The organism is Micromonospora sp. NPDC005979 (genome assembly GCF_040614415.1).
Taxonomy (GTDB): domain Bacteria; phylum Actinomycetota; class Actinomycetes; order Mycobacteriales; family Micromonosporaceae; genus Micromonospora.
Genome location: NZ_JBEXUR010000028.1, coordinates 16,664 through 37,697 on the forward strand (window position 1 = coordinate 16,664; position 21,034 = coordinate 37,697).

Annotated in this window: 21 protein-coding genes; 9 read left to right on the forward strand and 12 right to left on the reverse strand. The window is 74.3% G+C overall.

Going from position 1 to position 21,034, the window contains the following annotated elements:
• Positions 1-44: 44 nt before the first annotated feature.
• Positions 45-866 (reverse strand): DUF1206 domain-containing protein, encoded by an 822-nt coding sequence (locus ABZ272_RS30545; RefSeq protein WP_355053396.1) that lies wholly within the window; start codon positions 864-866, stop codon positions 45-47.
• Between the two features lie 59 nt (positions 867-925).
• Positions 926-1,291, reverse strand: coding sequence for a hypothetical protein (locus tag ABZ272_RS30550; RefSeq protein ID WP_355053397.1), 366 nt, complete (start codon positions 1,289-1,291; stop codon positions 926-928).
• 75 nt (positions 1,292-1,366) lie between these two features.
• Between ABZ272_RS30550 and ABZ272_RS30555 the strand changes: the two genes are divergently transcribed.
• On the forward strand, positions 1,367-2,593 hold the full coding sequence (locus ABZ272_RS30555) for a cysteine desulfurase-like protein (RefSeq protein WP_355053398.1): 1,227 nt from the start codon (positions 1,367-1,369) through the stop codon (positions 2,591-2,593).
• A complete protein-coding gene (locus tag ABZ272_RS30560) occupies positions 2,590-2,880 on the forward strand; it encodes a GNAT family N-acetyltransferase (RefSeq protein WP_355053399.1) in 291 nt (96 codons plus the stop codon). Before ABZ272_RS30555 ends, ABZ272_RS30560 begins: the two co-directional genes overlap by 4 nt.
• Positions 2,881-2,882: 2 nt before the next feature.
• On the opposite strand, the gene ABZ272_RS30565 is transcribed toward ABZ272_RS30560, so the two are convergent.
• Positions 2,883-4,376, reverse strand: coding sequence for a glycoside hydrolase family 3 N-terminal domain-containing protein (locus ABZ272_RS30565; RefSeq protein WP_355053400.1), 1,494 nt, complete (start codon positions 4,374-4,376; stop codon positions 2,883-2,885).
• 210 nt (positions 4,377-4,586) lie between these two features.
• Here ABZ272_RS30565 and ABZ272_RS30570 point away from each other — a divergent pair, with 210 nt between their 5' ends.
• The 4 genes from ABZ272_RS30570 to ABZ272_RS30585 all read left to right on the forward strand — a co-directional run bounded on the left by ABZ272_RS30570 (position 4,587) and on the right by ABZ272_RS30585 (position 8,051).
• Complete coding sequence (locus ABZ272_RS30570) at positions 4,587-4,712, forward strand: hypothetical protein (RefSeq protein ID WP_355053401.1); 126 nt, start codon at positions 4,587-4,589, stop codon at positions 4,710-4,712.
• 88 nt (positions 4,713-4,800) lie between these two features.
• Positions 4,801-5,751: a TIGR03557 family F420-dependent LLM class oxidoreductase gene (locus ABZ272_RS30575; RefSeq protein WP_355053402.1), complete on the forward strand. Its 951-nt coding sequence runs from the start codon at positions 4,801-4,803 to the stop codon at positions 5,749-5,751.
• Between the two features lie 76 nt (positions 5,752-5,827).
• Positions 5,828-7,459 carry a RecQ family ATP-dependent DNA helicase gene (locus ABZ272_RS30580; protein ID WP_355053403.1) on the forward strand — a complete coding sequence of 544 codons (1,632 nt, stop codon included), beginning with the start codon at positions 5,828-5,830 and terminating at the stop codon, positions 7,457-7,459.
• An 88-nt stretch (positions 7,460-7,547) separates the two neighbouring features.
• Positions 7,548-8,051, forward strand: a complete 504-nt coding sequence (locus tag ABZ272_RS30585) for a hypothetical protein (RefSeq protein ID WP_355053404.1) — start codon at positions 7,548-7,550, stop codon at positions 8,049-8,051.
• Here the strand turns inward: ABZ272_RS30585 and ABZ272_RS30590 are convergent.
• On the reverse strand, positions 8,041-9,630 hold the full coding sequence (locus ABZ272_RS30590; RefSeq protein WP_355053405.1) for an MFS transporter: 1,590 nt from the start codon (positions 9,628-9,630) through the stop codon (positions 8,041-8,043). The two genes, ABZ272_RS30585 and ABZ272_RS30590, sit on opposite strands and share 11 nt — an antisense overlap.
• Positions 9,631-9,709: 79 nt before the next feature.
• On the opposite strand from ABZ272_RS30590, the gene ABZ272_RS30595 reads away from it, so the two are divergent.
• Positions 9,710-10,471, forward strand: a complete 762-nt coding sequence (locus tag ABZ272_RS30595; protein WP_355053406.1) for a TetR/AcrR family transcriptional regulator — start codon at positions 9,710-9,712, stop codon at positions 10,469-10,471.
• A 10-nt stretch (positions 10,472-10,481) separates the two neighbouring features.
• Positions 10,482-11,516 (forward strand): helix-turn-helix domain-containing protein, encoded by a 1,035-nt coding sequence (locus tag ABZ272_RS30600; protein WP_355053407.1) that lies wholly within the window; start codon positions 10,482-10,484, stop codon positions 11,514-11,516.
• Between the two features lie 169 nt (positions 11,517-11,685).
• On the opposite strand, the gene ABZ272_RS30605 is transcribed toward ABZ272_RS30600, so the two are convergent.
• From ABZ272_RS30605 to ABZ272_RS30640, 8 genes are read right to left on the reverse strand one after another with little or no spacing between them, the layout of a single operon-like run.
• Positions 11,686-12,669, reverse strand: a complete 984-nt coding sequence (locus ABZ272_RS30605; protein WP_355053408.1) for a DNA topoisomerase IB — start codon at positions 12,667-12,669, stop codon at positions 11,686-11,688.
• A complete protein-coding gene (locus ABZ272_RS30610; protein ID WP_355053449.1) occupies positions 12,653-13,606 on the reverse strand; it encodes a glycosyltransferase family 9 protein in 954 nt (317 codons plus the stop codon). The genes ABZ272_RS30605 and ABZ272_RS30610 overlap by 17 nt, the downstream gene beginning before the upstream one ends.
• Positions 13,603-14,304, reverse strand: a complete 702-nt coding sequence (locus tag ABZ272_RS30615) for an SDR family oxidoreductase (protein ID WP_355053409.1) — start codon at positions 14,302-14,304, stop codon at positions 13,603-13,605. The genes ABZ272_RS30610 and ABZ272_RS30615 overlap by 4 nt, the downstream gene beginning before the upstream one ends.
• Positions 14,301-15,803, reverse strand: coding sequence for a PfkB family carbohydrate kinase (locus tag ABZ272_RS30620; RefSeq protein WP_355053410.1), 1,503 nt, complete (start codon positions 15,801-15,803; stop codon positions 14,301-14,303). The genes ABZ272_RS30615 and ABZ272_RS30620 overlap by 4 nt, the downstream gene beginning before the upstream one ends.
• A 16-nt stretch (positions 15,804-15,819) precedes the next feature.
• Positions 15,820-16,503, reverse strand: a complete 684-nt coding sequence (locus ABZ272_RS30625; RefSeq protein ID WP_355053450.1) for an SIS domain-containing protein — start codon at positions 16,501-16,503, stop codon at positions 15,820-15,822.
• The gene (locus ABZ272_RS30630; protein ID WP_355053411.1) at positions 16,500-17,717 is read right to left on the reverse strand and encodes a glycosyltransferase; all 1,218 of its coding nucleotides are present in this window, start codon (positions 17,715-17,717) and stop codon (positions 16,500-16,502) included. The genes ABZ272_RS30625 and ABZ272_RS30630 overlap by 4 nt, the downstream gene beginning before the upstream one ends.
• Entirely contained in the window at positions 17,702-18,676 is a 975-nt protein-coding gene (locus tag ABZ272_RS30635) for a glycosyltransferase (RefSeq protein WP_355053412.1), read from the reverse strand. The genes ABZ272_RS30630 and ABZ272_RS30635 overlap by 16 nt, the downstream gene beginning before the upstream one ends.
• Positions 18,673-20,301 carry an HAD-IIIA family hydrolase gene (locus tag ABZ272_RS30640; RefSeq protein ID WP_355053413.1) on the reverse strand — a complete coding sequence of 543 codons (1,629 nt, stop codon included), beginning with the start codon at positions 20,299-20,301 and terminating at the stop codon, positions 18,673-18,675. Before ABZ272_RS30640 ends, ABZ272_RS30635 begins: the two co-directional genes overlap by 4 nt.
• A 200-nt stretch (positions 20,302-20,501) precedes the next feature.
• Between ABZ272_RS30640 and ABZ272_RS30645 the strand changes: the two genes are divergently transcribed.
• Positions 20,502-20,948 carry an SRPBCC family protein gene (locus ABZ272_RS30645; RefSeq protein ID WP_355053414.1) on the forward strand — a complete coding sequence of 149 codons (447 nt, stop codon included), beginning with the start codon at positions 20,502-20,504 and terminating at the stop codon, positions 20,946-20,948.
• Positions 20,949-21,034 lie beyond the last annotated feature (86 nt).

The following is a 21,034-nucleotide window of genomic DNA, read 5'->3' on the forward strand; positions in this document are numbered from 1 at the left end:
GGGCAAAAGCCCAATAGTGCCCGACGTCCTCGGTATCGACCAGTTCAGACCTTGCGGTACCGGGACTGGAGGAAGCAGTAGACGCCGAAGGCGGCGATGCCGAGGGCGACCAGGGTCAGCAGGAACGAGCCGTACGACTGCTCGCGCAGCGTGTGCAGGGCGGCGTCCAGACCACGGGCCTTCTCCGGGTCGTACTTCACCGCCGCGACGATGACCAGCAGGCCGGCGATGCCGTACGCGACACCCTTGGCCACGTAGCCGGCGATGCCGAGGCGGCGGGCCAACTGGCGGGTCTTCGGGCTCATCTCGCCGGTCTTGAGGTGCTTCTCGAAGGTCTTGCGGATGCCGTAGATGACCAGGCCGATGCCGATCGCCGCGACCACCAGCCCGGCCAGGCCGACCAGCCAGCGGCCACCGGTCGAGGTCATCAGCTTGCCGCTCAGCGCCTCCTGGTTGTCGGCGCTGTTCGACCCGGCCTCGGAGAACACCTTGAAGGCGGTCCAGGCGAAGTAGAGGTAGACGACGGTCCGGCCGGCCGAGGCCAGCCGCTCCATGACCCGCTCCTTGCCCCGCTCGGCGCGGTGCCCGCCCGCCGCCTCGAGGCCCTGCCAGATCGCCATGGCGAGCAGGCCGACCGCGACGGCGATGACGAGGAACTTGCCGAGGGGCTGTTCCGAGAGGGTACGCAGCGCGCCGGACTGGTCGCCGTCGTCGGACGACGTGCCGAACGCGATCTGCAACGCCAACCAGGCGAAGAGCAGGTGGACGATGCCGTAGCCGATGAAGCCGGCCCGGGCGAGAAGTTCCAGCCACCGGCTGTCCGCCGTGCGGGAGGCGGTGGCTTCGGCGCTACGGGTGAGTGACATGGCGTCACAATCTCCGATTCCGACGGTTTCCAAACGTCGGCCACCGCCGCCCGCGCGGGTCAGTTACCCGGGTTGCGGGAAACGCGGATCTTGACCTGCTGGTCGGTGACGCTGTCGACGGTGACCGCGAAGCCGCCGGCCTCGGTGGCCTGCTGGCCGGTGGTGAGGGTGAGCTGCTCGCCGGCGACCTCGACGGTCACCTGGTCGCCCTCGGCCCCGACCAGCTTGGCCTCGACGCCGAGGATGGTGGCGCTCGCGTCGACACCCCGCTCGAAGGTGACCGTGCAGGCGTCCAGCCCGCAGTCGGTGGAGGCGCCCTGGGAGCTGCAGCCGGCGAGCAGGGCGAGGCCGAGCGCCACGGCGGCGACCAGACCGGCGGCACGGCGGACGGGGGGCAGGGGGATGGTGCCGGGTCGGTTCGTCACCCCGCCAAGGGTACGAGACGTCCGCGACGACCGGGCGGGAGCGAGCGCGGCAGGCGTCCCGGCTAGGGTCCGGGCATGGCCTTCGACATCGCCCGTACCCGGGCCGCCTATCCCGCCCTGACCGAGGGCTACGTCCACTTCGACGGCGCCGGGGGCACGCAGACCGCGGCCGGCGTGATCGACGCGGTCACCGACGCCATGCGCGCCGCCGTCGGCAATCGCAGCGCCGCCTTCACGCCGGGTCGTCGGTCGCTGGAGATGGTGGCGCAGGCCCGCTCGGCGGTCGCCGACCTGCTCGGGGCCGAGCCGGACGGGGTGGTGTTCGGACCGAGCGCGACCGCGCTGACGTACACCCTGGCCCGTACCCTCGGGGCGACCTGGCGGCCCGGCGACCAGGTGGTGGTGTCCCGGCTCGACCACGACGCCAACGTGCGCCCGTGGGTGCAGGCCGCCGAGGCGGCCGGCGCGACGGTGCGCTGGGCCGAGTTCGACCGGCACACCGGTGAGCTGCCCAGCGGCCAGTACGCCGACCTGGTGGGCGAGCGGACCCGGCTGGTGGCGGTGACCGCCGGCAGCAACGCCATCGGCACCGTGCCGGACGTGCCGGCGATCGCCAAGATCGCACACTCGGTCGGGGCGCTGGTCTGCGTGGACGGCGTGCACTCCGTGCCGCACGGTCCGACCGACCTGACGTCGCTGGGCGCGGACGTGCTGGTCACCAGCGCGTACAAGTGGTCCGGGCCGCACCTGGCCGCGATGGTGGCCGACCCGAGCCGGTGGGCGGCGTTGCGCCCGGCGAAGCTGGTGCCGTCCTCCGACGCCGTGCCGGACCGTTTCGAGTACGGCACACCGAGCTTCCCGCTGCTGGCTGGCGTGACCGCCGCTGTGGATCACCTCGCCGCCCTGGACCCGGACGCGACCGGTGACCGCCGGGCGCGGCTGCGGGCCGGGTTGGCCGCCGCCCAGGCCCACGAGGAGGCGCTGCTGGATCGGCTGCTCGCCGGTCTGGCCGAGCGGCCCGCCGTCACGGTCTACGGCTCGCCGGCCCGGCGCTGCCCGACCGTCTCCTTCCGGGTCGCCGGGCTGTCGCCGCAGCAGACCCAGCAGGCGCTGGGCGATGCCGGGTTCTGCCTGTCGGCCGGCGACTACTACGCCTACGAGTACTTCCGGACGATGGGTCTGCGCGACAGCGGTGGCGCGGTGCGGGCCAGCGTCTACCACTACAACACGGTGGACGAGGTGGACCGGTTGCTCGCCGAACTCGACGTGCTGGCCGCCGGAGCGGGGACAATGGCCCGGTGAGCACCCTCGTCGAGGACAATCCCGCCAAGAACCGATTCGAGATCCTGGTCGACGACGCGTTGGCCGGCTTCACGGCCTACGTGCCGCGTGGCGAGGACGTGCTGGTCTTCACGCACACCGAGGTGGACCCGGGCTTCCAGGGCAAGGGCGTCGGCGGCGCGCTGATCCGCGCCACCCTCGACCAGGTGCGGGCCCGGGGTGGGCGCGTGGTGCCGCAGTGCCCGTTCGTGGCGGCGTTCATCGACAAGCACCCCGAGTACGCCGACCTGGTGGCCGATCTGCCGTAGCGTCAGCCGGTCCGGCCGGTCAGCACCTCGGCGGCGGCCCGACCGCTGGCCCGGGTGGCGCCGTGGGTGGCCAGGTGTACCGCCCCGACGACCAGCTCGGGCACGCCCAGTTCGACCACGACCGCGTCCGGCCGGTTGGCGAGCGCCCGCCGTACCGCCGCGCGCATCCAGTCGTGCCGGTGCAGGTCACGGACGACCAGCACCAGCGGACGGTCCCCGGCGTCGGCTCCCGGATCGGCGGGCACGGCGTTCTCGGCGTGGCGGACCGTCGTCGTGCCGGGCAGCAGTTCGCCCAACGGCTCGCCGATGCCCCACGGGGTCTCCGCGCCGATGGCGATGTTGCGCGGCGGCTCGAACTCGACCACGTGGGCGGCGCGGGTCAGGGGCACCGCGATGGGCGCGTCCGGGCCGGTGGTGACCCGTACGGCCCGTCGGGCGGCGACCAGCCCGATGTCGGTGGCCCGGTGGGCGGCGCTCGGGCTGGCGGCGCGGGCGGCCACCGTCCAGGCGGCGAGCTGACCGACCCGCTTGGCGGCCTCGGCGAGGCGCTCCTCGGGCAGCTCGCCGGAGACGACGGCGGCCACGATGGCGTCGCGCAGTTCCCGGGCGGCCTCCTCGTCGCTGCGCTCGCCACCGATGCAGATCGCGTCGGCCCCGGCGGCGAGCGCCCGAACGGCCGCGCCCGCGAAGCCGTACCGATCGGCGACCGCGCGCATCTCCACGGCGTCGGTCACGACCACGCCGGAGAAGCCCAACTCGTCGCGGAGCAGGCCACCCAGGATGCGCTGGCTCAGCGTGGCCGGCAGCTCCGCGTCGAGCGCGGGAACGAGCAGGTGGCCGGTCATCACCGCCTGCGCGCCGGCCGCCACCGCGGCCCGGAACGGGGCCAGCTCACAGGCGTCCAGGCGGGCCCGGTCGGCGGTGATGCGCGGCAGGTCGTGGTGGGAGTCGACGCGGGTGTCCCCGTGCCCGGGGAAGTGCTTGGCGCAGGCGGCCACGCCGCCGCCCTGGAGGCCGCGGATCCACGCGGCGGTGTGCCGCGCGACGAGCGCCGGGTCGGCCCCGAACGAGCGGACACCGATCACCGGGTTGGCCGGGTTGGAGTTGACGTCGGCGTCCGGGGCGTAGTCCAGGGTCACCCCGGCCGCCGCCAGCTCGATGCCGAGGTCCAGGGCGACGGCCTCGGTCAGCGCCGGGTCGTCGACCGCGCCGAGGGCGTAGTTGCCCGGTCGGGAGCTGCCCCGGCCGGACTCGATCCGGGTGACGTCCCCGGCCTCCTCGTCGATCGCCACGATGACGTCCGGCCGCTCGGCGCGCAGCGTCGCGGTGAGCGCCGCCACCTGGGCGGTGTCGACGACGTTGCGGGCGAACAGCACCACCGAGCCGAGCCCCTCGCCGAGCCAACGGCACACCCAGGGCGGCGGCGTGGTGCCGACGAAACCGGGTTGCAGGACGGCGGCTGCCAACGCCGGAAGGTGCCCGGCCGGCGCGGTCACGCCGTCGCCTCGGAACGGTCGACGTTCCCCGCCGGCGCGGTGACGCCGACCCGCTGGTTGCGCTCGCTCATGCGGCCCCGTACCCCATCTCTCGCGCGCCCTCGGCGCACCGTCCTCGGCAGGCGGTGCTGCCATGGTCACACCGAGCGATTCAATAGTCAATAAACCTTACAGTTGCCCGGTGGGACCGTTCCCGGGAAGAGTCAGGGGATGGACACCGCCCCGCTGGCCGACGCCACGAGCCCGGCCGACATCCCCGGCGTACGCCTGCTCGGCCTGGTGGTCGGCGCCCTGCTGCTGCTCGCCGCGATCCGGGCCATGTTCGGCCGACGCTGAGGCGATCGGTCCCCGACCCGCCGGTGTGGCCCGCCGCGACCGGGGTACGGCTCTCCCGACAGCAGGACCGCGTGCCGAAGGGGAAGCGATGAAGATCGGATATTTTCTGTCCAGTGAGGAGTACACGCCGGCCGAGCTGCTGGCGCAGGCCCGCGGCGCCGAGGCGGCCGGCTTCGAGGCACTGTGGATCTCCGACCACTACCACCCCTGGGTCGACGCGCAGGGGCAGAGCCCCTTCGTCTGGTCGATGATCGGCGCGCTCAGCCAGGTCTGCGCGCTGCCGGTGACCACGGCGGTGACCTGCCCGACCGTACGGATCCACCCGGCCGTGATCGCGCAGGCGGCGGCCACCAGCGCGGTGCTGCACGGCGGTCGGTTCGTGCTCGGCGTCGGCACCGGCGAGGCGCTGAACGAGCACATCTTCGGCGACGCCTGGCCGTCCGCCGACGTGCGGCTGGAGATGCTCGAAGAGTCCGTCGAGGTCATGCGCGAGCTGTGGCGGGGCGACTTCGTCAACCACCGGGGCACGCACTACACGGTGGAGAACGCCCGGGTCTACACGCTGCCGGACACCCCGCCGTCGATCTACGTCTCCGGGTTCGGGCCGAAGGCCGTCGACCTGGCCGCCCGCATCGGCGACGGCTACGTGAGCACCATGCCCGACGGCGAGCTGGTCCGGCGCTTCCGGGAGAACGGCGGCGGCGACAAGCCGTGCCAGGCCGGGTTCAAGGCGGCGTTCGCGGCCAGCGAGGAAGAGGGGGCGCGGATCGCGTACGAGCGGTGGCCCAACGCGGGCGTGCCGGGCGAGCTGTCGCAGGTGCTGCCCTCGCCGCGCCACTTCGAGCAGGCCTCGGAGCTGGTCACCCAGGACATGGTGCGGGAGTCGTTCGTCTGCGGCAACAGCGCCGACGCGCACCTGGAGATGATCGACCAGTACGCCAAGGCCGGCTTCGACGAGCTGTACGTGGCCAACACCGGCCCACACTTCCAGGGCCTGTTCGACCTCTACCAGCGCGAGGTACTGCCCCGCCTACGGTAAGACGGGACGCACCCCGAGCCCATGATCGCCCGAAGGTTGTTTCGGTGGTCGTGGGCTCGGGTACCTCCGGCCCTCGATGAAACTGTCCACGCACTCGATGACGTTGCGCCGCGCCGCGAAGAGCCTCTTCGGCTGGAAAGCGCTCCGGCCCAACCAGCTCGCCGCCATGCGCGCGGTGATGAAGCGACACGACGCCCTGGTGGTGTTGCCCACCGGCGCCGGCAAGTCGGCGATCTACCAGATCCCGGCCAGCCTGATCCCCGGCCCGACCGTGGTGATCTCTCCGCTGCTGGCCCTCCAGCAGGACCAGATCGCGGCGCTCAACGAGCGGCAACGTCCCGAGCTGCGGGCGGTACGGATCAGCTCGAACGAGTCGGCCGCCCAGCAGGCCGAGGCGATCGCCGAGATTCAGGCCGGGCGGGCCGAGTTCCTGTTCATCACCCCGGAGCAGTTGAGCAACCCGGCCCGGATGGCCGAGGTCGCCGCGCTGAAGCCGGCGCTGGTGGCGATCGACGAGGCGCACTGCATCTCCGCCTGGGGGCACGACTTCCGTCCCGACTACCTGGCGCTGGGCCACCTCATCGAGGGCATCGGTCGGCCTCCGGTGGTCGCGCTGACCGCCACCGCGTCCCCGCCCGTACGCGACGACATCATCGCCCGGCTGCGGCTGCGCGACCCCGAGGTGGTGGTCTCCGGGCTGGACCGGCCCAACCTCTTCCTCGAGGTGGCGCACTGCCCCACCGAGGACTACCGGTGGCGGCGGCTGATCGCCCTGCTGCGCGACGACGAACGGCCCGGGATCATCTACGTGCCGACCCGGCGCTCGGCCGAGGAGTTGGCCGAGAAGTTGACCAAGGCGGGCTTCCCGGCGCAGTTCTACCACGGTGGGATGCCGACCGGCGCGCGCAACGACCTGCACGAGGCGTTCCTCGCCGACCAGGTGCCCATCATGGTCGCCACCTCGGCGTTCGGCATGGGCATCGACAAGCCGAACATCGCCTGGGTGGTGCACACGGCGCTGCCCGACTCGCCGGACAGCTACTTCCAGGAGATCGGCCGGGCCGGACGGGACGGGCAACCGGCCCGGGTGCTGCTGCTCTGGCGGGCCGAGGACGTGGGCCTGCAACGGTTCTTCAGCGGCGGCCTGCCGGACGAGAACGAGCTGCGGGACCTGGCCGCGCTGCTGCGCCGCAAGCCGGCCACCAAGACCGAACTGCGGGAGGCCACCGGCCTGGGGCCGCGCAAGCTGGGCCAGTACCTGGCGCTGCTGGAGCAGGTGGGGGCCGCCGAGCCCCGCGCCCGCCAGCGCATCGGAGCCCCGCGCTACTCCCCCGCGCCGGTCGACGCGGCGGCGGCGGCCCTGGCCGAGGCGGAACGTCAGCAGACGGTGACGCGATCGCGTACCGACATGATGCGGGCGTTCGCCGAGACCACCGCCTGCCGGGGGCAGACCCTGCTGGCCTACTTCGGCGAGCAGATGACCGAGGTCTGCGCGCACTGCGACAACTGCCACCGGGGCACCAGCACCGCCGACGAGGGCGCGGTCGGCCCGTTCCCGGTGCACAGCCAGGTGCGGCACGGCGAGTGGGGGCGTGGCCTGGTGCTCAGCTACGAGGACGACAAGATGACGGTCCTCTTCGACGAGGTCGGCTACAAGACCCTGTCGGTGCGCGTGGTGTCCGAGCAGGGCCTGCTGACCCTGGACTAGCCTGACCCGGGCACCGGCACGGGGCCCGGTGGATCGACCAAGCACAGCATCGATTGACCACACAGAGCAGGGCGGAAGGGGCGTTGCCGTGATCGAGCAGCCGGCGTACACCGGTTTCGGTTTCTCCGACGAGGAGTGGGGGCTGCTGGTCGGCCTGCCGCAGTCGGTGCTGACCGCGGCGAGCGCCGCCGAGTCCGACGGCACCCGCCGGACCATGGCGGAGAACGCAGCCGGCCTGGAGTCCATCGGGGCGGGCCGGGAGTCGGCCAACCCCCTGGTCGCCGCCGTGGCCGGCGAGATCGTGACCCGGGTCGGCGACCCCGAGGCCGGCGAGGAGCTGCCGGTCATCGCGCCCGCCGACCCGCAGGCGTACATCGACGACGTGCTGGTGCGGGCCCGTGAGGCGGCCGTGCTGCTGGCCGCCCGGGTCGACGAGGGCGAGGCCGGCGCGTACAAGCACTGGCTGGTGACCATCGCCGACCAGGTCGTGGGCGCCGCGTCCAGCGGCGGCCTGCTGGGCCTGGGCGGCGAGTCGGTCAGCGACTCCGAACGGCGGTTCCGCGACCGACTCGCCCAGGTGCTCAACGACTGACCGGGGCGGCGTCCGACAGCGACGGTCCGGTCGGCTCGGCGGCCAGCTCCGCGGGGTCGGCCGGCCGGACGCCGCGCAGTGTCAGCAGCGCGGTCACCGCGCCGAGGGCCATCGCCACCATGGCGGCGAGAGCGGCGAGGTGCAGCCCGTCGGTGAAGGCGAACCGGGCCGCGTGCAGCACCGCGTCGCCGACCTCCCCCGGCAGTCCCCGGGTCACGGCGAGCGCGCCGCCCAGGGTCTCGCCGGCCGCGTCGCGGACGCCCGTCGGCAGCCCGGCCGGTAGCTCGTCGAGAACCTCGCGGCGGTAGATCGCGGCGCCCACACTGCCCAGGATGGCCATTCCCAGCGCGCCACCCAGCTCGCTGCTGGACTCGGTCAGCGCGGAAGCGACACCGGCCTGCTCCGGAGGCGCCGCGCCGAGCACCAGCTCGGTGACGAGCGACATCACCATCACCAGGCCGCCCGCGTACACGCTCGCGCCGACGAGCAGCAGCCAGAGCGGCGTCTCGGGGGTGACCCGGGTCAACACCGCGAAGCCCACGACGGCGATCACGAAGCCGGCCCCGATCAGGTACGCCCGCTCGACCCGCTGGGCGAGCGCGGCGGCGGCCGGGGCGACGCCGCCGACCGCGAGCGACGGTACGAGGCTCCACAGTGCCGCCCGCAGTGGACTCAGCCCGAGCACCAGCTGCAGGTGCTGGGTGGTGAAGATGGCGAACCCGACCAGGGCGAACATCGCCAGCAGGTTGACCGCGAGCGACCCGGCGAAGCCGTGCCGGCGGAACAACGCCAGGTCGATCATGGGGTACGCCCGGGTCCGCTGCCGGTGCAGGAAGAGCGCTCCGACCAGCAGGCCGGCGACGACGGCCAGCACCCGCGCCGCGCTGACGCCGTCGCGGGCCATCTCCTTGATGCCGTAGATCACCGGCAGCAGCGTGCCGAGCGACAGCGCCGCGCTGACCAGGTCGAACCGGCCGCGCGCCGGGTTGCGGAACTCGGGCACCAGGACCGGGGCGAGCAGGAGCAGAAGCAGCATCGCCGGGATGTTGATCAGGAAGATCGAGCCCCACCAGAAGTGCTCCAGCAGGACGCCGCTGAGCACCGGGCCGATGGCGATGCCGCCGGTGAGCGTGGCGGTCCAGATGCCGATCGCGGTGCCCCGCTGCTTGGCGTCGTGGAACATGTTGCGCACCAGGGCGAGCGTGGACGGCATCAGGGTGGCCCCGCCGACACCGAGCACGGCGCGCGCGGCGATCAGGGTCGCGGCGCTGTCGGCGTACGCGGCCAGCAGGGACGCCGCCCCGAAGGCGGTCGCGCCCAGCAGCAGCAGCCGACGCCGGCCGATCCGGTCGCCCAGGGCGCCCATGGTGATCAGCAGCCCGGCCAGCACGAAGCCGTAGATGTCGAAGATCCAGAGTTGCTGGGTGGCGCTGGGCCGCAGCTCCTCGCTGATGAACGGGACGGCGAAGTAGAGCACCGACACGTCCATCGAGACGAGGAGCAGCGGCAGCATCAGCACCGCGAATCCGATCCATTCCCGCCGGCCCGCGCGGGGTGCCGGTGCGGTCGTCGCTGTCATGGAGACTCCTTCTGCGTATGTCGTACGCTTTAATGCGTAGACCATACGCAGAACTAGGATGGCGGGGCAAGGAGGAAATGTGGCGGAGACGAAAGACGACAGCGGCCCGGCGCTCCCGCCGGCCATCGAGAGCGCCTGGGGGCTGCGCGAGCGGGCACCGAAGGGCCCCCGGCCGGGCCTCACCGTGTCCGGCATCGTCGACGCGGCCGTCCGGGTCGCCGACGCCGACGGGCTGGCGGCCGTGTCGATGAGCCGCGTGGCCAAGGAGTTGGGTGCCGCCACCATGGCCCTCTACCGGCACGTCGGCTCGAAGGACGACCTGCTGACGCTCATGGTGGACGTCGGCTACGGCCCCTCGCCCGGCCCGGCCGCGCCGGACGACGACTGGCGTACCGGCCTGACCCGCTGGGCCTGGGCCGAACGCGACGTCCTGCGACAGCGCCCCTGGCTGCTGCACATTCCGATCTCCGGACCGCCGATCACGCCCCAGCAGCTCGGCTGGATGGAGGACGGGCTGGGCTGTCTCGACGGCACCCCGCTGCCCGAGGGCGAGAAGATGTCGATCCTCCTGCTGGTCACCGGATACGTGCGCAACGACGCGATGCTCGCCAACCAGATCGCCGAGGGCAGCCGGGCCGCCGGTGTCGAGCCGGGCGACATGATGCCGGCGTACGGCGCGATGCTGGCGCGACTGATCGACCCGGCCCGCTTCCCAGCGCTGACGCGGGTGCTCGACGCCGGCGTCCTCGATCAGGACGATGGACCGGACGACGAGTTCACGTTCGGCCTGGACCGGATCCTCGACGGCATCGAGGCCCTGATCGCCCACCGGACGGCGTGAGGGGGCGCGGATGCTGGCCAGGAACACCGTCGACACGACCGTCCTGCCGCCCGCCGAGCGGTTCGGGATGTGGCTGGAGCTGCTGGCGCGCACCTCCGTGCCGGTGCGGGTCGAGTCCGCGGCCGCCGCCGACTTCGCCGCCCGCGCCGAGTTCACCGACCTCGGCGGGTTCGAGGTGGTCGGCTACGAGTACCCCTCGCTCGACGTGTCCCGCACCCGCAAGCTGATCAGACGATCCGATCCGGAGCTGTACATCCTCGCCCTCACCACCAGCGGGCTCGGCATGTCCAGCCAGGACGGTCGGCGCAGCGAGATCCTGGCCGGTGAGTTCACCTTCTACGACGCCTCGCGCCCGCACGACGTCTGCCACTACGCGAGCGAGCCGGGGCGGACCCGGGCCACCTCGATCACCGCGCTGATTCCGCACGCCGCGCTGCCGCTGCCGCCGAAGCGGATGGCCGCGCTCTACGGCGGGCGAATGACCGGCAGCGAAGGCCTCGGGGCGCTGCTGGCGCAGTTCCTGGTCCAGGTGACCGGGCACCCCGAGCAGTACCACGCCGCAGACGCCGGCCGGCTCGGCGCGGTGGGGCTCGACCTGGCCACCACCATGCTCGGCCGGCACCTGGTCGCCGAGGACGCGGTGCCGACCGAGGTCCGCCGCCGGGCGCTGGTTACCCAGGTGCAGGCGTACGTCCACCGCCACCTGGGCGACGCCACGCTGGGCCCGCAGACCATCGCGGACACCCACCACATCTCGCTGCGGACGCTGCACCGCCTGTTCGAGGGCGAGAACACCACCGTGGCGGCGTACATCCGCGACCTTCGGCTGGCCCGGTGCCGGCGCGACCTCACCGACCCGGCGCTGCGGGCCCAGTCCGTGCAGGTCATCGCGGCACGCTGGGGGTTCGGCGACAAGGCACACTTCAGCCGGGCATTCCGGGCGGCGTACGGAATGAGCCCGCAGGCGTGCCGCGACGGCGACCCGGTTACGGCACGGGACGTCAACGACCTGGCGTCCAGAGTCAACTCGACCCAGGCAGACTGACAACCGACGCGGCAGAGGCGGCGCCCGCGTACCCCGGGGCCCGCGTCGGCCGCGAACGGGGGCCGTGGCGAGGCGCCCGCCGTGGCGCGCGGCGGGCGGCCGCCCGGTGTCGCCCCCGGCCGAGGCTCCGGCCCCGTCGCTTCCCCCCCAGGATCGTCGGCGGGGCCGGTCAGGCCTTCTCCAGCAGCTCCAACACGACCCGCTCGATCTCCTCGCGGGGGGCGCTCGGGTCGACCGGCACCACCACCCCGTCGTGGTAGAGGTCGACGACCCGCGGATCCACGTAGGACGTGCGCGCCACGGTGGGGGTATTGCCCAGCAGCTCCGCCACCGCGCGCATCACCGCGGCCACCGCCCTGCGCCGGGCGGTGACCGAGCGGGCCGGGTCGGCGGCGGCCAACTCCGCCGCCGCGCGCACGGTGGCGTGCCAGGTGCGGAAGTCCTTGGCGGTCATCTCGCCGCCGCTGGCGTCGCGCAGGTAGCCGTTGACCTCGTCGCTGCGCACGTCCCGCCACTCCCGGCCGTCCCAGTAGCCGAACAGCCGGTCCGCCCGGCGGCGACGGCGACGTAGGTTGACCAGCACCTCGCACAGCTGTGGGTCGTCGATCCGGCGCACCTGCTCGATGCCGCCCTTGGCGGGGAACTCGAAGACCACGCAGTCGCCCCGGCGTCGCGCGTGCTCGGGACGCAGGGTCGACACCCCGAACGTCGGATCGTCGCCGGCCGCGTACTGGTCGCTGCCGACCCGGAACATCCCCATGTCGAGCAGGCGGGCCACGGTGGCCAGCACCCGATCGCGGTTCAGACCCCGCCCGACGAGGTCCTGCCCCACCCGCTCGCGCAAAGTCGGCAGCCGTCGGGCCACCTCCAGCATGCGGTCGAACTTCGCCGCGTCCTGCTTCTCCCGCCAGACCGGGTGGTAGAGGTACTGCTTGCGCCCGGCCGCGTCGACGCCGGTGGCCAGGATGTGTCCGTTCGCGTGCGGCGCGATCCACACGTCCTGCCACGCCGGCGGGATCACGAGGTCGTTCAGCCGCGCCCGGATGGCCGGGTCGCGCACGACAGCGCCGCTCGGATCGACGAAGGTCCAGCCCTTGCCGCGCCGTCGTCGCCCGTAGCCGGGCCGAGCCGGGTCGCTACGCCGTAACCGCACCGGAGACCCGCACCACCCTCTCCACCTCGTCCACGGCGGCCAGCACCTCGTCCAGCGGCAGGGCCGTCAGTGTCGGGTGGCTCCCTACCCCGTCCCACCTGGGCCAATCCCCCTTGCCGACCCAGAGCGCCCGGTGTCGGGGCCGGTCCGGCGGCGGCCCCCACGCCGCCGGGGGCACCGGCCCGAAGAGCACCACCGAGGCGGTCCCGTACGCGGTGGCCAGATGCGCCACACCGGTGTCCCCGCTGACCACCAGCCGCGCGTCGGCGACCAGCGCGGCCAGCGCGCCGAGGTCGGTCCGGCCCGCCAGCACGGCGGCCGGCGGCAGATCGGCCGCCTCGGCGACCCGCTCGGCCAACCCGCGTTCGTCGGCCGAGCCGGTGACCAGCACGCGGTGCCCCCGCTCCCGCAGCGCCCGGGCCAACGCCGCGAACCGCTCGGCCGGCCACCGCTTGGCGGGCACGTTGCTGCCCGGATGCAGCAGGGTCGCGCCGACCGGCAGGCCGGCCGGTTCGGGCCGGCGCAGGCTCAGGTCACGGCGGTCGGTCGGGATGTCGTACCAGGAGAGCAGCCGGCACCAACGGTCCACCTCGTGCTCGTCGTCGCGCCAGCGCGGACCGTCGCCGAACCCGGCGTCGGCGTTGGCGAAGGCGACGAGCCGCCCGGGACGGGCGGCGGCCAGCAGTCGGTGCGACTGCGGCCCCCGCCCGTGCAGGTTCACCGCGACCTCCGGCGCACGGCCCGGCCGCAGCGGCCCGTCCAGCCCGGTGGTGTCCACCAGCTCGTCGACGCCGCCGACCAGGTCGACCAGCGGGGCCAGGCCGCCGGGCGCGGCGAGCGCCAGCTCGTGATCCGGGTACGCGGCCCGCAGCGCCCGCAGCGCGGGCACCGCGGTGACCAGGTCGCCGACGCCGAGGGCGCGCAGCACGAGGATCACGGGTACGACGTCTCCTGCTCGGCGCACACCACCATCTCCCGCACCGCGCAGCCGGGCGGCTGTTGGAGCGCGAACATGATCGCCGCGGCCGTGTCGGCGGGGTCGTTGAGGATGGCGTCCGGACCCGGCCTGTACTGCGGATCGCGTTCGTCGAAGAACGCGGTGCGCATGCCGCCGGGGATGAGCAGGGTGACCCCGACCTGACCGGCCAGCTCGGCGGCGAGCGCACGGGTGAACCCGACGACGCCGAACTTCGCCGCGCAGTACGCGGTGGCGTCACTGACCGCCTTCACGCCCAGGGTCGAGGCGACCGTGACGATGCGCCCGGCGGAGGTCTGCAGGAACGGCAGCGCGGCCCGGATCACCGCGGCCGTGGCCAGCAGGTCCACCATGACGATCCGGTCCCACGTCTCCCCCGGCACGTCGGCGAGCTTGCCCGGCACGTCCATACCGGCGGCCGTCACCACGGCGTCCAGGCCACCGGCCTGCTCGGCGAGGTGCCGGGTGGCCACCTCGGCGGCGCGGGTGTCGGCGAGGTCGCACTCGGTCCAGTCCACGCCGTCGACCGGCGGCTGCCGGTCCAGCACGAGCGGACGGCCACCGGAAGCGGCCACCGCCGCGACCACCGCCGCGCCGAGCCCGCTGGAACCGCCGGTGACCAGGACGGCGGGTCCGGCGTCGGGTCGTGTGGCGGTCATCGGGTCCGCTCCCCTGTGGTCGTGACCGGGACGGCGATGCCGACCGGCTCTGGCGGCCCGCTGTCCGTGCCGGGGGCCGGCCCGGCGGCGGCGCGCGCGATGAGGTCGCTGGTGGAGCGGCCGTCCAGGTACGGCACCACCACCGTGTTCCCGCCCCACCGACGCAGCACCTCCGCCTCGGGCAGCGTGGCCTCGTCGCCGACACCGCTCGCGTAGTCGCCGCCCTTGACCCAGACGTCCGGGCGCACCCAGGACAGCACCGCCTCGGGCGTCGGCTCGTCGAAGACGAGGACGGCGTCGACGCAGCTCAGAGCGGCCAGCAGCCGGGCGCGGTCGCCCTCGGGCAGCACGGGTCGCTGCGGCCCCTTCAGTCCGGCGACGCTGGCGTCGGAGTTCACGCAGACGATCAGGCAGTCGCCGAGCTGCCGGGCGGCCTGCAGGGTGGCCAGGTGCCCGGCGTGCAACAGGTCGAAGCAGCCACCGGTGGCCACCACCGTGCCGCCCGCGCCCCGTACCTCGGAAAGGAGCGCGGCGACCGCCGCGACACCCACCCGCTCGGCGCCGACACCGGGCCGGCGGGGGCGGCGCACGCTCACCACGTCGGCCGGTGGTGGCAGGGCCGTGGCCACTCCCCCACCCGCCACGTACGTGGAAGCCTCGGCGACGGCCGCCTGCACCGCCTCGGAGACGAGCGCGCCCTGGGCCAGCGCGAGGCTCGCGGCGGCGGCGAACCGGTCGCCCGCCCCGCAGGTGTCGCCCTCGGCGCTGCCCGACGTGGGCACCACCAGCGGCGTCGACCCGGCGTGGCAGAGCAACGCGCCGTCCCCGCCCAACGTCACCGCGACCGCGCCCGCCCGCCACCGTCGACGCAGCCCCTGCGCACCCTGGGAGGCGGTGGCGATCCGGGATGCGCCGGGCAGCGTCGGGACCAGCTCGCGCACCTCCGACTCGTTCGGCGTGGCCAGGTGCACGCCGGGTACGGCCGCCGGCCCGCGCGGGTGCGGGTCCCAGACGACCGGCGCGCGGGTGGCGGCCAGCGCGGCGCGCAGCGCGGGCTGCCGGGCGACCCCCCGGCCGTAGTCGCTGACCAGCACCGCCGACGCGGCGGCGAGCACCCGCAGCACCTCGTCGGAGGGCTGGCCCGGCTCACCGGACGGCCCACCCCGGTCGTGGCGCAGCAGCACCCGACCCCGGGCCCGCAGCCGGATCTTCTCCGGCGTCGCGCCGGCGAGGGCCAGCGGGTACACCCGCACGCCGGCGGCGGCCAGCAGCGCGCTGAGCCGCGCGCCCCCGGCGTCGTCGGCGAGCGCGGTGACCAGCACCACGTCGGCGCCCTGCGCGGCGGCGAAGACGGCCGCGAGGCCCGCGCCGCCGGGCCGGTCGACGGCCGAGGTCTCGTCGAGCACCGGCACCGGGGAGTCCGGGCAGAGGCGGTTCACCACCCCTTCCACGTCCCGGTCGAGCAGGGTGTCCCCGACGACCACCACGGGTCCCCTCACGCCTACCTCCTCATGCTCACGCGTCGATCTGCTGTGCGGTCGGGCCGTCGAGCACCACCTCGACCCCGGTGCGTACCGGCTCGGACGCGAGCCGACCGGCCGTCGCGAGCTCCACGGCGGCCAGCGCCGCCGGCAGTTCCTTCTCGAGGTACTCGCAGATCAGGTGACTGGTGACGAGATGCAGCTCCTGGACGACCTGGGTGTCGGCCGACGAGACGGCGAGCACCTCGTCGCAGGCGTCCGCGAGGGGGTTGGGGGCGGGTCCGGTGAGCGCCCAGGAGGTGAGCCCGGCGTCGCGCGCCGCGTGGGCCGCGCTGAGCAGGTTGCCGCTGACGCCGCTGGTGCTCAGCAGCAGCAGCACGTCGCCGGGTCGGCCGTGGGCGCGGACCTGACGGGCGTAGACGTCGGCGTAGCCGTAGTCGTTGGCGATGGCGGTCACCGCGCTGGTCTCGGCGTGCAGGGCGATCGCCGACAGCGGCTGGCGGTCGTCGTGCAGCTTGCCCACCAGCTCGGCGGTGAGATGCTGGGCCTCGGCGGCGCTGCCGCCGTTGCCGGCGACGAGCAGTCGTCCGCCGCCGGCCAACCGGTGTGCCAGGTGCGCGCCCCAGCGCGCCAACTGCGGTTCACACCGGCGGTACGGCTCCAGTGCCGCGGCGAGGTTGGTCAGGTGCTCATCGAGCGGGCTGACCGCCGGCATCAGGCCACCACCCGGGTCGGCCGGCGTACGGCGGCGACCTCGTTGTAGACCTCGGCGAGGCGTTCGGCGGTGGCCTCCCACGAGTAGCGCGACCGGGCCCGCTCCCGGGCCGCCGTGGCGTACCGGAAGCGGCGGATCCGGTCGTCGAGCAGGCCCCGGATCGCGGCGGCGAGGGCGTTGGGGTCGCGGGCCGGCACGAGGTCACCGGTCGTACCGTCGACGACGGTGTCACGGATGCCGCCCACGGCGGTGCCGACGACCGGCACGCCGCACGCCATCGCCTCCAGCGGCGTCAGGCCGAACGGCTCGTACCAGGGTGCGGCGACCAGCAGGTCCGCCGAGCGGTACCAGCGGCCCATCTCCTCGCGGGGCACCGCGCCGACCAGGTGCACCCGGTCGGCGACCCCGCACGACTCGGCGAGGGCCCGCAACCGCCGGGCGTACGGGTCGGTCTCCAGCAGCCCCTCTGGCGGCCCGCCGACCACGACGCACTCCGCGTCGGGCACCAGCGCCATCGCGCGGACGACCGTCTGGAAGCCCTTGCGCTCGACCAGCCGGCCCACGGTGAGGATGCGGGCGCGGCCCGGCTCCCGGTCGGCGGCCGGCCCGAGCGGGGCGAACGAGGCGAGGTTGACGCCGGACGGCACGACCGTCATGCGGTTCCGGGGCACCCCCATCCGGACCAGCTCGCCGACCTCGTCGCGGCACTGGGCGACCACCCGGTCCACCGAGCGGCCCAGCTCCCGCTCGTAGGCGATGCGCCGGGCCGGGCTGGTGTCCTGCACGCCCTGGTGGCGGCGCTTGACCGTGCCCAGCGCGTGGTACGTCTGCACCACCGGCACGCCGGCCTGCCGGCCGGCGGTCAGCGCGGCGAGGCCGCTCATCCAGAAGTGCGCGTGGATCACCTCGGGCGTCCAGTCCCCGCCCCGCCACCGCTCGACGAGCCACCGGCTGAACTCGCGCATGTGCGGCAGCAAGGCGTCCTTCGCGAGCGGCTCGGCCGGGCCGGCGGGCACGTGCACCACGTCGTACCCGTCCGGGGCGCGAACGGTCACCGGCAGGTCGAGGGCGTCGCGGCGGGTGTAGACCCGGACGTCGTGCCCGGCGGCGACGAGCGCGGCGGACAACTCGGCCACGTGCGTGTTCTGGCCGCCGGCGTCCTCCCCTCCGAGGATGGCGAGCGGGCTGGCGTGCTCCGAGATCATCGCGATCCGCATACTTCCTCCTCCAGCAGCCGGTCCCAGTCAGCGAGGAAACGGTCGAGGCCGTACCTGTCGCGCGCGGCGGCCTGGGCCGCCACGCCGGCCTGACGTGCGGCCGCCGGCTCGGCGATGAACCGGCGGGCGGCGTCGAGCAGGACATCCATCCGGGTGGCGAGGGCCCCCGCCTCCGGGGGCACGGCCGTCACCGCCTCGGTGGTGGCGAGCGCGACGACCGGCATGCCGATCGCCATCGCCTCGATGAGGCTGAGCCCCAGGCTGGTCCAGCGGCACAGGTGCAGGTACGCCCGGCGGCGGGCCAGTTCGGCGTGCATCCGGTCCTGCGGCACGTCGTCGTGGCTGGTGAGCCGGTCGGCGGGCAGTCCGAGGTGGTCGGCGAGGCCCGCGACGCCCATGCCGAACACGTCCAGGGGCGCGATCTCGGCGAACTGGGGCAGCAGGTCGGTGCCGGTGACCCGTCCCCGCCGCACCGGCTCGTTGATCACGACGGCGAGCCGGTCCAGTTCACCCGTGTACGACACGGCCGGCGCGACGATGCCGTGGTCGACGACGCCGGTGCGGGTCGCGCCGGTGTCCCAGAAGATCTGGTTGAACCCGGTGACGTGGGCGACGAGCAGGTCGTCGCGGTCGGCCATCGGGTGTCGGGTGTGCGGGACGTCGCCCTTGGGCGTGTTGTGCTCCACGTAGATGGCGGGCAGGTCGCGACCCGGACGCCGGCCCAGCCACTGCTCGGCGAGGTCGATCTCCTCGGGGCGTTGCAGGACGACCACGTCGACGTCGGCGTCCGGCAGGTCGTCCGGGGCCACCTCGACGGCGCTGTCCGGCCACGGGTACGTCCGCGCCCGGCCGAGGCCGTACGGACCCCGGTCGGGCGTGGTGGGGATCAGGTAGCGGTGACCGCCGTGCACGAAGGACGTCGTCCAGGAGCCGTGCACGTGCCAGAGCAGGATGTTCATCGGACGCCACCACCGCTGACGGTCAGTGTCCGTACCGCCTCGACCACCTCGGCCGGGTCGACGCCGCTCAGGCACGGGTGGCCGGGGACCGGGCAGCTCGCCGCCCGGGTGTCGCGGCAGGGCGCGCTCGCGTCGCCGAGCCGGACGGTGGGCACCCGGTAGGGACCCCACTGCCCGAAGGGGACGGTCGGCGCGAACAGGCTCACCACCGGTACGCCGGCGGCGGCGGCCAGGTGCGCGGGCCCGGTGTTGCCGACCACCACGGCGGCGGCGTCGGCGACGAGCGCGGCCAGTCCGGCCAGGTCGGTCGTACCGCCCAGGTCGGTGCCGCCCGCCGCCGCGACCCGGGCGGTCACCGTCCGCTCGTCGGGCCCGCCGGTGACCAGCACGCGATGCCCGGCCGCGCTGAGCGCCCCGGCGATGCGGGCGGCCAGCTCGGTCGGGCAGGCCCGGCTCGACGCGGCCGAGCCCGGGTGCAGCACCACGTAGCCGGGGTCGCCGACGGCGGCCGGGCGGGACGCCACGGCGTCGTCGCGGAGCCGCAGCACGGGTTCGTCGCCCGCCGGCAGCCGGTGACCGGCCGCGGCGGCGAGGGAGAGCGCCCGCTCGGGTTCGGGGACACCCGCCGGCACCCGGTGGCGGATGTCCACCAGCGCGCCCGGGTAGTCGTCGCTGATCGCGGCGATCCGGGTGATCCCGGCCATCCGCAGCAGCAACGCCAGCGGCAGGGCGGACTGGTGGAACGAGGTGAACACCACCGCCTCGTCCGCGCCGACGGCGGCGAGCCGGGCGGTCAGGCGTCGCATGTCGTCCGGGTCGACGGGCGTCGGCACGGGATCGATCCACGGCAGCGGGTGCTCGATGATCTCGTCGACGCCGGGCAGCAGCTCGGCGGCGGCCCGCCCACGTGGTCCGCAGAGCAGCACCACCCGGCGCGCGCCGGCCGCGACGGCCCGGATCGCCGGCCCGGTGACGAGCACGTCCCCGGCCGAGTCCGAGCGCACCACCAGCGCGGTGCCCACGTCGTCGGCGGTTCGCGCGGGCTGCACGGCCCGCTGGCGGCGCAGGATCTCGTCGACCGCGGACGGCAGGTCCGGCGCCACCCAGCCGGCGGCGGCGATCTCCTCCGGGCGCGTCACCGGCGTCGGCACCAGCACCCCGGCCGCACCGGCGGCCAGCGCCGCGCCCACGTCCCGGCCGATGTCGCCCACCAGTACGCAGCGCGGCGCGCTCGTGCCCAACTGCCGGGCGGCGGCGTGCACCAGGCCGGGCGACGGCTTGCGGCAGTCGCAGCCGTCGGCGTCGTCGTGCGGGCAGACCAGCCAGGCGTCGAAGCCGCCCAGCAGCTCCTCGACGCGGGCGTGTACCGCCCGCATCTGCGCCTCGTCGAAGTAGCCCCGGGCCAGGCCGGACTGGTTGGTCACCACCGCGAGGCGCAGACCGGCGGCCCGCAGCCGGTCCAGCGCCGCGCGGACGCCCGGCAGCGGGCGTACCTTCTCCGGGTCGCCGTTGTACGGCACGTCCTCGATCAGGGTGCCGTCGCGGTCGAGCAGCACCGCGTCGTACAGGACGCCACCGTGGGGTGCGGCAGGTCCGCGACCAACCCGGCCAGCACCGGCGTACACCCGGGCTGACCTGCGCTGATACGGATCCTCCTGGTCCTGTCGCACAGCCGGCGGGTTCCCGGCGCCCGAAGGAGTAAACGTCGTCGTCAGCGCCGTGGGCCAACGCCGCCGGCGGTGCCCCGGTCGGCCTTACCCGCCGCCTGGAAGAAGCTAACCCGCCGGCTCGTTAGCCTCCGTCACCCCAGGGGTATGGGAGTCCAGTGGCGATAGTGGAGAAAGTGATCGACGCTCCCCCGCAGCAGGTGTTCGACGTGCTGGCCGACGGGTGGACGTACAGCGACTGGGTGGTCGGTACGGCGCACGTGCGCGACGTGGACGACGCCTGGCCCCGGGTGGGCAGCCAACTGCACCACCGGGCCGGCCCCTGGCCGTTCTCGTTGCAGGACGCCTCGACCGTGCTGGTCTGCGAGCCGCCGCACCGGCTGGTGCTGCGCGCCGGTCTGTGGCCGGCCGGCGAGGCGATCGTGGCGTTCACCCTGGAGCCCGTCGACGAGGACGCCACCCGCGTCCGTATCGGTGAGGACTTCGCGGCCGGCCCGCTGCGCTGGGTCCGGAACAAGGCCAACGACCTCGTGCTGCACCTGCGGAACCGGGAGACGCTGGACCGCCTCTCCGACATCGCCACGCGGCAGAAGGGCCCGCAGTGACGCGGACGGTGGTGCGCCGCCGCCCACGCTGAGCGCACCGCCACCTGCGGGCGGCCGGACCCACGGGGAGCCTTTTCAATCCGGGT